This window comes from Shewanella mesophila (assembly GCF_019457515.1).
Lineage (GTDB): Bacteria > Pseudomonadota > Gammaproteobacteria > Enterobacterales > Shewanellaceae > Shewanella > Shewanella mesophila.
In genome coordinates, this window is the sequence record NZ_CP080421.1 from 3,590,884 (window position 1) to 3,602,788 (window position 11,905).

Annotated in this window: 6 protein-coding genes and 1 pseudogene; 2 read left to right on the plus strand and 5 right to left on the minus strand. The window is 43.9% G+C overall.

The window, feature by feature from the left end; translation table 11 throughout:
* Positions 1-46: 46 nt before the first annotated feature.
* From K0I73_RS15915 to K0I73_RS15930, 4 genes and pseudogenes are all read right to left on the minus strand, one after another.
* The gene (locus K0I73_RS15915) at positions 47-931 is read right to left on the minus strand and encodes a DUF4231 domain-containing protein (protein ID WP_220062024.1); all 885 of its coding nucleotides are present in this window, start codon (positions 929-931) and stop codon (positions 47-49) included.
* A 651-nt stretch (positions 932-1,582) separates the two neighbouring features.
* Positions 1,583-2,807, minus strand: a pseudogene (locus K0I73_RS15920) (ISL3 family transposase).
* A 518-nt stretch (positions 2,808-3,325) separates the two neighbouring features.
* Positions 3,326-4,435 carry a glucosaminidase domain-containing protein gene (locus tag K0I73_RS15925; protein ID WP_220062025.1) on the minus strand — a complete coding sequence of 370 codons (1,110 nt, stop codon included), beginning with the start codon at positions 4,433-4,435 and terminating at the stop codon, positions 3,326-3,328.
* A gap of 137 nt (positions 4,436-4,572) precedes the next feature.
* Positions 4,573-5,652, minus strand: coding sequence for a methyl-accepting chemotaxis protein (locus K0I73_RS15930; protein ID WP_220062026.1), 1,080 nt, complete (start codon positions 5,650-5,652; stop codon positions 4,573-4,575).
* Between the two features lie 320 nt (positions 5,653-5,972).
* On the opposite strand from K0I73_RS15930, the gene K0I73_RS15935 reads away from it, so the two are divergent.
* Both K0I73_RS15935 and K0I73_RS15940 read left to right on the plus strand, forming a co-directional pair.
* Positions 5,973-9,062: a DUF2339 domain-containing protein gene (locus tag K0I73_RS15935; RefSeq protein ID WP_220062027.1), complete on the plus strand. Its 3,090-nt coding sequence runs from the start codon at positions 5,973-5,975 to the stop codon at positions 9,060-9,062.
* 458 nt (positions 9,063-9,520) lie between these two features.
* Positions 9,521-10,630: a LysR family transcriptional regulator gene (locus K0I73_RS15940; protein WP_220062028.1), complete on the plus strand. Its 1,110-nt coding sequence runs from the start codon at positions 9,521-9,523 to the stop codon at positions 10,628-10,630.
* Between the two features lie 33 nt (positions 10,631-10,663).
* Here the strand turns inward: K0I73_RS15940 and K0I73_RS15945 are convergent, their stop codons facing one another.
* Positions 10,664-11,641, minus strand: coding sequence for a LysR family transcriptional regulator (locus tag K0I73_RS15945; protein ID WP_220062029.1), 978 nt, complete (start codon positions 11,639-11,641; stop codon positions 10,664-10,666).
* Positions 11,642-11,905 lie beyond the last annotated feature (264 nt).

Below are 11,905 nucleotides of genomic sequence, written 5' to 3' on the forward strand. Positions count from 1 at the left end.
CTATATTGTTACGTTCTGCTTGACGTGGGGAGTCATACCAGACGCCTCAATCAGCCGCCGAAGGCGGTCGGCTGGATTGACTTGTTACATTCTGGTTGTGCTGCTCTCTTTGATTCTGTCTCTCTTCACGTATTTTCTCCCACTCCTTCTGCTCTTTTTCTCTTTCTTTGGAGTTGTAAGTGTCAACGCAGATTCGCTTGCTTGAGCCACGAGTTAAGCTCTCAGCCCATTTTGCAATTTTCTCAATATTTTTCGATATTCTGTGTGTTGGGTCACCATCTCCAACTTCCACAACACCATCATACTCAGAAGTGTCTATTGTCACTTCATTCTCATAGCTATGACCATTCGCATCTGCAAATGAAATTCTTACGATGAACCTTGTAGAGAATGCTGCTGTTTCACCCATTTCCCTCATCATATCCAAGAAGCTGAACAGGAATGAACTGTAGGTCTGCTCCACACCCAAGGAAGCTATACCAGTATTTACTGCACCTAATTTTTTTATTTTGCTAATGATTGCATTGTCCGTGGCAATCTCTCTTGTTTCTGGGTCGAGAAAGGTAAAGCTAATATTTTGAGCTATTCCTTTGCCTGTATTTTTTATTTCAAGCTCGATGAACTGCATCGATATTTTGCTTGTTACGAAAGTAAAATCTACGGATGGCCTTATCGCATCTAAGCGAAGCTGCTCCAGCTGTTCACTTTGAGCTGCTCGTAAGTACCATGTTTCTTTTGCGAGTATAAAGGTCAATATGGCAATTGAGACTGTAGCAATCGCTGAAACCCATGATGATAAAGAATCAGCTGTGAGTGTGAAATCTGTTTGCAGAGAACCACCAAAGATCATTCCACCAATGAAAGCCAAGGGTGCAACTACAGCAAGTATTATCACTGTTAGTATCAAAGTGTTGCTTTCATTTTTTCTCATGTTTACTCGATATTTGACTGAAGAATGTAACGGTCGTGGTTCACGAGCCGAAGGTCTCGTGTAACGGGTTGTTCTTTACTTTCGGAAAGAGGAGGTTATCGCTACTCAATCCGTGAGCTCTTATTCCATGCCCTTGGGGCTTAATTGATGCCCCCTGCGGCGTGAGGGAAGCATCGCTGCTTTACTTGAAGTCAATTGCAGGTCTCTTTGAAAGCTTCGCTTTACGAGCCTTAGCAAGTGCCTTCAAGCTATCATAAATGAGGCGTTTCTTCCATCGCGTTTGGCTCTATCTATTCCTTCGGCTAGACTTAAATATCACTTCTTTTTTGCTAAAAATCGTCTACCGCAGGTCAAGAACATTTTATTAGTGCGCATGCGCGTTTACCTCGTTGGACCAGTGAAAACGCGCACAGTTAACTATCTGTATGTAATGAACTTATCAGCATTTTGCCGCTTTTCATATAAGTAATCCATCAGGAAAAACGCGCATGCGCGTTTTCCAAACCTATTATCTCAAGTAGTCAACACATAACTGATTGATAAAAATGAATTATACGGATTAGTAGGTATATAAACGCGCAAAATTATTTCACTATTTTCCTTAATATTCGGAAATACCAAACAATACTGTATAAATAAGGCTCTTCGTCGTTAATGGTGGAACCCCATATCCAACTTCCCAAAGTGAAACAGTATTGCTCGCTTAAATCGCTCTGTATTTCTATACCCCATGGCCTTTACTCTCAGCAGCCTTATTTGACTATTGATAGCTTCTGCTAGACCATTTGAAACACCAAAACGCATCGCATTAAGTATTCCCCATAATTTAGACTCAACTGTTTCAGCTACGGAAATTAAAGGCTTGATATTACTTGCCTTGATTAAAGCTATCCATTCTAGCCATCTCTGCTTAGTGCCGCGAACGCAGTTCGCCATACCATATGTCACGAGCTTGCTCTTTAAAATACCAAGCTAGCGCTGTATTCATTAACGAAGGCACGAGTTTATTTAGTCTTTCTTTCCTATCTGCTGATAAGTTGTGCCTCTGCTTAAGCCAGAAGAAGCGTGTGCGATGAGCTTCTTGTCTCATTGAGGGAGACAGCCTGTATATTTCATCCCTTCGTATAGCATTGACGGCTTCAGTCAGTAATTTAGCAATATGGAAATGGTCAAATGCAATCCGCTTTTCAGCGTCAGGAAATGCTGCCTTTGCCGCTGAAATATAAGCAGGGCTCATGTCCATACAAATGGTTTTAGTTTGTGATTTCGTATATGAAGGCAATTGCGCAAAACAAGCGTTAAAACTGGCTTTAGAGCGACCGTCTGAGACGGCTAACACTTGGCCTTGAGAGTTGGAAAGCACAGTGACGTAATCATGCCCTTTTTTAATCGCTGTTTCATCAATCAGCAACGACTCTGTCGAACAAGCGGTTCGATGCGCTAACCCTCTAGAGACGGCTCTCTCCATTATTCGGTCAATGGCTCCCCAGCTTAGTTTAAAAAATTTACTGACCGCATTTAGCGTACTCATTGCTAACATCGCCAACACTCTCATTTCCAGTAATTCAGTGTAGCGACTGCTTTCATGCGCCCAAGGAACTTGGAGTGTCTGATAGCCATGGTTAGGACAATGAATACGAGGCACATTTGAGTGGATTATCGTTTCAAATTGGCAAGTATCTAGATGACGCCAAGTTCGAGGGCGTGAGTCATAATGACGAGCTAAACCCTGACAGACAGGGCAAACTGAATCACCACTATGTACATAGTCCACAACGACGATAATACGTTGATGCTCTTCATCAAGTTGAACTTTAGAAACTAACCATGGAGCCTTTAGGCCTAATACTTTCTGGTATAAAAGGGTTTCGCTCATGACTATCGGGAATATGAAATTGTACGAAGAAGTTTATCTTAAAAGCTACGTTTACCACCACTTTCGACGAAGAGCCATAAATAAACAGCACCTTAGGGTGAGGTAATCATGAGTCTAAAAAGCCCATTTCTAATCGGTGTTCAAGAAACAATGCGTATGCGTGGTTACAGTATTAGGAATAGTCGGGTCAGAGTAAACTTTTACTTACTTGCTGCAAATGCCGGTTGTGGCTACAACAGATCCCCATCGAAGTTGCCGAAATGCGTAGATGAAAATGCCGTATAGCCATCATGGACGATGGCTAAGACTCGGGGGGACAGGAGTCCCATCCGAGTCGTTAGGCGATTTTTATTGAAGCATGAGGAGCAACAACTTCGTCGGGGGCGCTGGGGGATTTCCAAAAGGGGAACAAGCGCTTTTCCCCTTTTGGTCGGGTGTGGGTTGAAAACCCACGACCTTAATCCAAACGAAGTTTGGAAAAGCAGACCTCGGTCGCAAGACCGCACTCCCTAAAACCTTTAATCATTCCCAGAAATCAGATGTAACGGCGCATCATCGCTAAGATAAGCTTCATCGACTTGATCGAGCTTGTTATAACGTATCATCTCGCGGATACCATCGATATACGCCAGCCCTCGCTCAGAATACTTATCTAAAGTGCCAGCAAGCTCCAGCCCGGTAATGGGCTGATCATCGGCACGCAGGGTAGCTCGCAGAGCACGTAACTTCTTATAGGCATTATTGGTATTTAGGTTAAGCAGATAACCTTCGACCGAATGCAGCGGCGTGTCGAAACGCGCTAATCCATAATTACCAAGCTCTTTGCGCTGCTGATTAGGGGTCATGCCATTACCGCTAAAATCCCATTGACCAAAAAAAGCGTTACCCTCAACCGTAAATCGAGAGGTTGCCCAGCCGCTCTCCTCTGCGGCCTGAGCTAAGACCAATGACGGCGGCATAATATCCACTTGTTCAAGCAGTTGCTTACGCTGCTCTTCAGTCAAGGCAGTGACAGCCTCGCCTCGACTCAGAAGTCGATACTTTACCGCCATATCGATCAAACTAGGATCATCTAACTCAGCCTCGGCAATAAGTTGACGGTCAAGCAGAATGTTTTCATTGGCGACTAGGATCAGTGGCGCCATCAAGCGGAAAAATATCATTTTCTTCTGTTGAACAGGAATGGTCGATGAGGCTTGTTGCCAGCTTTTACTTACAGCGTTAAAAGTTAATCTAGGAACCTCGCGATTGCCCTGCTGCCAACTTTCGGTGGTGTAATTAAGCTTATCAAATAGCGCCGATAACTCGTCCAAGGAACTTAGTTTAATATCTTTGGGCGCTTTTTCGGGACGATGTTGTGACACTGTTTTAAAGCTGGTCTGTGTCTTATCAGACCCAGGTGCGGTGGCTAACTCACTGGCATTAGACACCGGCATCTCCATCCCTGCCGAAGCGAGTGCCTCTTCCATTAACGCTTGCTCTGTATCACTACGCTGCTTTGTGAGATAGAAGATGAGTAATAAAATCGCAAGAGTGACAACAATGAATAGGCCGATATTCTTTTTAGTTACTTTTTTTACATCGCCATCGCCATCGCCATCGTTCGACTTTGTGTCATTTTGTGGCATAGGGTCGTCCCACATTTCAAGTATTTACCTTACTCTAGCCGTTTGTTGACCTCGAGTCAGCAGTGATTATTCGCTTATGAACATTCGCTCAACGATAGTAGCGATTTAAACCAAGTGTTTTAGAGCAAACGGTTTAGCTAAACCTCTGATAGCAAATTATCGATACAATGCACCACCCGCATACTGGCATCTTCCATCTCAGACAGTTGATTGACCGCCAAAGAAAGATCGCCTCGATTACGGGCCTCTAATGCAAGTTTACCCGCATCATGAACGGCCTTATGAGGTGCATCTATTGCTTTAAAATTATGTAGATGTTGATAGTGAGTACTGCCATAGCCAGTAAAATACCACTGCCCAAGGCGACACTCAGTATGGGAGTTAACCTCCTGACTATGATCTGGCTTTTCGATGAGGCGATAGATATTACTCTTCCAAACGGCGTGGTCGAGTTTAGTGGTATTTAAAAATGAAGTGGTCGCGGCAGTATGAATAACCTGTTGCATCTTTTGTGAACGTTGAAGTACATCTTCAACCACCTGACCTATCTGTGTCGATGAAGCGGAAACATCGGCGGCACTGGTTTGATTATCTAACACTATCTCTTTGATCTGCGTCGCTTGCGATACGATTTGTTTAACCAGATTTTCAATTTGGCTGCTAGCCTCATGTGCCTTACTGGCAAGTTGGCGAACTTCATCGGCAACAACGGCAAAACCTCGGCCCGCTTCCCCTGCTCGCGCAGCTTCGATAGCAGCATTTAGCGCAAGTAAGTTAGTTTGATCGGAAATCCCCTGAATCGCTGCCACAAATTGATTAATCGATGAAGTACTTTCATCTAAACGCGTTACCGCATTCATGTTCTTTTCGGCTTGAGCATTAATCTCTGTTGCTCGTTTTCCTAGGCTAACGATGGCACCACGGGTTTGGTCAAAAATCTTATCAAGTTCAGATAGCTCTGCTTTTTCGGCCACTAATAACTCAGCACTTCGGCCAAGAGCATCACGAACAGCGTTGAGCATATTCCCACCTTGATTTTGGCAAGCGATCACTGCCGTAAGGTGATCGGAGGCCTGTCGTGAACTTTGTTGCATGGTCTCATTTTCACGAATAATCGCCCGCAATTCTTCAACTTCAGCCTGATGTGCCGCTTTGAGTCGATTAATTTCCTGCTCGAGTAATTGATTTTTCGCATTAGCTTGAGAACTAAACCACATAGAGACCTCTAAAATACCTAAACACAAAGTTAATAAGGCGATAAAATCAATCTTACTCAACTTAACTATAAGTAATAAAAGATAAAAAACGACCAACGCATTATAGGTGAAAGTGTGATCGAAGTCCTACTTTTTACAGGGCTATTTTATCCACCTTTAGTCTAACGAGCAGACACGGTTAACCATCAAGAATCATGGATTAAACCTAAGCCATTGCAATACTTCATCGACAAAATAAAAATCAACAGCTTCCCTTGGGTCAAAATATCGAAGTACAATATCCGACATAAGAAACGCGAACAGATCATAGGGATAGCGTGATGCCGTTAATGGATGACGTCGAAAAGCTAAAAGCGGAACTTGCCGCTCTCAAATCACAACAATCATCGAGCCAGGCTGCGTTAAATAAACAACTCGCCCTATTCACACTTAAGCTAGAGCAACTGAATCAACAGGTCGCGTCACAGGCAGACGCTACTCAGGAAGCGGAACAAACAGCCGCCGTAAGCTCTACAGGATTAACAGATGCCCCTAGCGATGGAGCATCTAACATCGGCAGCACGTCTGAATATGGAAGCCAATATCGCGACGATGTTTGGCAATCTGTGGCGGCAAATCGCAAGGCTCAGCGACCAGAGCCAGCCCCAACACGACCGTCGCCAGCAGAAACTAAAACAGCCTCAAATCATCCTGTAAAACCTTCATTTATCAGCACGTTAAGCGAGCAGTTTAGTACTTCTTTTTACCAATTAACCGATTCTTTAGGTCAACTCATATTACTGTTACTCGGCCCATTTGCTGGTTTAGGCGAGCAAGCAAAAACCTTTTATCGACACTATCAAGCGAAAGGCATTGGGCCTGTATTTCTAATGACACTTGCAGGCATCATCACCTTTACCTTAGGTTTTGGTTACCTACTGCAATACTCAATCAATCATTGGTTCTCAGAGTTTGGAAAGGCGCTGTTGGGGTTCGCCACGGCCAACACCATTATTGCTGGTGGCGTATTCATTCGTCAAAAACGCTCCAGAATGAAAGACTTTGGGTCAGGTATCGTCGGACTCGGATTAATTCTTAACTATTTATCGATCTTTTTCCTCGGCCCCTATTTCGACATCATTCCCCAAAGCGCTAGCTTTGCGCTACTACTGATAAATACCCTGTTTGGCTATGGCCTCTCATTTAAGCTGGACACTAAAGTGATCGCAATTGTGGCACTGCTTGGTGGTTCTCTAGCCCCGTTAATGCTGCTCGACGGTGGTTATGTGCCACTGTTATATTTCCCCTATTTACTACTTATTGGCATTTGCTCTCTGGCTCAAAGCCGCAAACTCGCTTGGCCAATACTGATCGAAATAACCGCAGTGCTACACATCGGCTGTATCCAAATATTAAGCTATTTCTTGGCCTTGCCATTTAATGAGCTTAACGGGTTAACTGGCCTGGCATTATTGGCCATCAATGGCTTGTTCTACTTGTACGGCATTGGCAGTCTTTGGCTGCTGATCAAGACGCCCCTCACGGCGCGTCTGCTGATGGTGCCTATCGCCCTGCTGGTGTTTACGCTTTATACCGTCGGCGAGATGACCCCGCTTGCCGGAGAAGTTTTTCTCCTCAATGCCTTAGTCTGTGGCCTCATCTATCGACTCGTAAAACGAGACAAGCAGATCGCTGCACTGACCTTAGTTTCGATGGGAAGTTTCGCGGGCTTTGGTGCCTTGTATCTACTAAGCCCTGATCTATTGGGCTTAGTCTTACTACTCGAAGGTTTATTATTGCTCTGGCTAGGTAGCAAAGAGGACTTTGTTGCAGTGCGCGTCGAAGCCTATCTGGTGCTGCTTCTTGGTGTAATGAGTAATTTCATCACTCTGTTTGATCGCTTGAGCTTGGGTGGCTATGACAATAGCTCATTATTGGGGTATCAAGCGTCGCTTAGTATTAGCATGATATTAACCTGCGCAGCGATCTTCTTTGGTTGTCGACTCATGGCGAGCATGCCACTTGGAATGATGAGTTTTGAACAAAAAGTGTATCGCGCTTTTCAAGAATCCCTTGGTTTACTCTATTCCATTACACTGCTGTTATTAGGCTATTTTATTAGCGATGAATACTGTTTAAATACCCTGCCTTTAATCAGTATATTGCTGTTATATCTCAGCGCCAAACGGCAGCTGCGCCTAACAGAAATATTGGCTTGGCTATGGTTATTACCACTGTGTGGATTAGTGCTGTTTGGCGTAGTAGATGCTAATAGTCTGCATTTTGCCGATCAGGCATTCAATGTAAAACTGGCACGGATCGAGTTATTTATCAGCTTACTGCTAGCCTACTACTGGTATCAAAAATTTAGCCCTGACAGCAAGTTAATCCGCTTTGCTTTCTATGTGCAGTTACTGTGCTATATCTCGCTACCGCTATTGTTGTTACCGAAAATTGTTCACAGCTACCCCGACTATCTCGCTCCCTATTTATGGCTAGCGAGCTTTATGACGCTCGGGTTAGCCACTTGGGTAAAACATAACAGCCTAAAACTTGAGGCCCAAATACTAACTGGACTCGCCGTCGCGATGACAGCAATAAGCTGTCTAGAGCAATTATGGCAAGGCCTCGTTGCCCTCGCTCTTGGTGCGTTGTTTATGGGCGCGCTGACCATACGTTATGCAAGCCTTAGCGAACGTTGGCAAAACTGGCTCTCATTGCAGTGGCATATTGCCCCTTTCTATTTCGGTTTAGTCCTTGCGGTTATCATTCAGACACTTATGGACCAATCCAACCCAAGCTGGGCCATTACGGCATTTGTATTGTGCGGATATTTCGCCTTGTTGCTAGAGGCCAGATCGCCGATCGGAAAGATATTTCAACAAGCACTCAAACCCGCTTTTAGCCTGGCCTATGGGTTTCTATTTGCTTTTGGCTTTGCCCCGACAATAATGCATAGCGAAACAAGCTTGGCGCTCAATTTCGACAACCTGCTATTTAATCTGGCCGAAGTTGGAGTGCTGGCTATCTTAGCCTGGTATTTAAGTGGCAAACGACTTGCGATGAGAGTACACAGTAAATCAATTCCCACCGAGGTACTTATCTGGGGCTGGCACATCTTGCTGGCATTAAATTACTTCTCATGGAGTTATCAGTTAGATAGCCAGCTGACCGCTGCCGTCAGTGCGGTCTTATTGGTAATACATGGCTGCGCCTTGATGTTTATAAGCCTGCGTCCACATCGGCAGTCCATCATACGTCTCGCGGGTATCCTGTTTGCTATCACCATGTTTAAAGTGCTATTTGTCGATATGGCATCTTTCCAGCTGGTGCAGAAAGTCGGGGCCTTTATGCTCATCGGGGTGATTTTATTGACCGTGGCCTATTTTTACCAAAAAGCGCGCGACCGGGCAGAAGTCGTCAATGTCTAAAGCAGATTGATACAACTGGCGAAGCGTGAGTTTTCATAAGAAGACTTCGCCAGCAATTATCTTCTCACTAGGGCCAGTTGATCTTTGCTGGTTGAACCTTGTTCGAGACAAAAACGTTTTAACTGAGGTGAGTGGATTGCTGCCTAGTGATCTCAGCAAAACTCATTAGCTATTCATCGAATATCCATACCATCAAATATTAACCTCCCTTTCGGGACCGTGGCAGGGGTAATTAGAGTCGTTTTTCTATGCTTATCTCTTGTTACTATCACAGATCTCCAAACGACTCCGTCATAAATCCCGCTCCAAGTGTGATATCCGCCGCAGTTTTATTAACCAGTTCATGGTACAAACAGAAACTACCTACCGTTCATTTTTTAGCCAACTCAAGATGTGTAAAATTAACATCTTATAGCTGAAAAGGTGGGTTTTATGCAGTTAATGCAAAGGATATCGTTATGCTGAAAAAAGTCAGCCGCCTCGATTACTTTACACTACAAGTGTTTACAGGCTTGATTGAGCTTAAAAATGGCAGTGCGGTTGCCGATAAAATGCAGACGACTCAATCTAAAATCAGCCGTAGCCTCACCTGTTTACGTGAAGTATTGGAAGATGAACTCTTTGTACGCCAACAGTATGGCTTTGAGCCAAATCAAGTCGCACTCAAAATCTACCCCATGGTGCAAACCATCCTAGAGCAATACGACAAGATCGTCGCAACGACCATAGATAAAGGCGCCGAGCCATACCAGCTCAGTGTCGCTACCTATGAGCAATGGTCACTAATGGCAATGAACTGCGTGCATGAAACTTGTCACTGCATCGAAGGCGGCGTGAGTATCAATATTCAACCTTGGACTGACAATGTTGATCAGCGTTTATGTCAGGGAAAAATCGATTGCAGTATCTCGACCGAACCGATTAACCATCCTATGGTGAACAACTACAAGCTCGGCGATATTATCTACTTCTTTATCGTCGCCAAAACCGGCCACCCTATTTTGACCTCAAACCAGCCCTTGATTGAGTTATTCAACTATCCTCTTGCCCTGGTAAATACCAACTTGCATGAACAACAATCCCATCCGATTGAAGTGTATGCAAGGGCGAAAAAACTCGATATCAAGATCGCACTGAAGAGCCCAAGTCTAAGAATGCTGGTCGACCATGTAAGCCACAATGATGATATCGCCTTGCTGTCTTCGGCCATGTCGATGGTCTATTTTGAAGAGCGCAGCGATGTCGACTATATCGACATATCTCAGCTTTGGCGTGAAACCAGTGGGATAGAGTGCGAGAGCTACTATTTACATTGCCATAAAAGCATCAAGCCCCAATTAGCCAACTGTCTAAAAACAGTGCTTAGGGAGAAACTAACACAGATGCAGTCTCACTATGAGGCGGTCGCTTCGGGTCATAAGTTACCAAGTAGTAAGTCAACAGAGCATGTTTCCAAGCACTGCTGCTCCCATGAGGTAGGCAATGGCTCGTCGACAAGTTGCACGACGAAACCTCACTGCCCTAACGACACCAGCGATGATCCCGCGCCACGATGCTGCGATAACTAACTATCAATCAGTATAAGGCTTGAATGCCTTAAGTTAGTGGACGCTCTGATTGATCAGCAATGTGACCTCATTTTTAAGCCAATCGAGATGTGAACTAGGATGATGCTTTGCGCTGATAAGATAGAGCATAGGTTGCGGTTCCTCTCGGTAAAGCAACTCGGTATCGATAGCGGATAAACAACAAACGTGCAATCCAGGTAATAGATGACTCTGATCATATACCTTGTTGTAGGGCAGCAAACTCACCGTCTTGTTATCAGACAGGTAACGGAACAGATCGTGAAATCCCAGCCCCGTTTGCGCATTGTCATAGGGAGCCTGATGACAAAATAGTTTTTGCTGACGACAAAAGGTTTGGAACGGATCTAGGGACGATCTATTTAATAAACTAAATGCACTGAGATAGGGATAACTCGCAATATTAACTAAGCTAATCTCCTGACTTAATATGGGATGATGCAGGCCACACAAAAGATAGAGATGCTCTAATTGCTTTAGCGGCATCACCTCAAGACGAGGATCATTTTGTAATAATTCAGGGTTAGATTCACTCAGGATCGCAATATCAATCAGTCCATTAGCCGTATCTTCCAAAATATCTTCCGAGCCACTGCGTAACTCAAAACTGAGCGGCAGATGTGCAGCGTTGATCGCGGCGCTTAGCTGCTGAGGAAAATGCTGGATCAACAGGTCGCTGACATAAATCACCATAGCCGTGTTTAACTCTAGCGGGTTAAGTTGATTCAATTGATATAGATGCTCGGAACATTGCACCAACTCCTTCACGATTGGATAGAGTTGCCGAGTAAACTCGTTCGGTTCGAGGCCATGCTTTTTTCGAATAAACAGTGGATTATTAAAAATCATCCTCGCATGTTGTAGGCAACGACTTACTTTAGGTGCGGGTATATTCATATCTATAGCGACAGAAGAAGCTGAATGCTTTTCGTAAAGATTAACCAATATATTAGCACTAAGCATATCCAAGCTATCTAGAGTTATATTTTTCATTTGAAAATACCTCTCAAAACATTAAATATACCAAGTTAAATTATAGCCAGCATAATATCTTTAACAATAATTTTATGCACAAATAATTAAATAAATAAAATAGATCTAGATCATACTTCTTAATTTCAATGATTTACAAAAATACAGCAAACAGCTAATTTACAATAAAATTTAAAGCGGTAAGCCTTAAGCAACCAGATATCCTAAATTTAATAAACACATATCCAACTATCGATTATCTACAATTCGAAATAGCTAAAACCA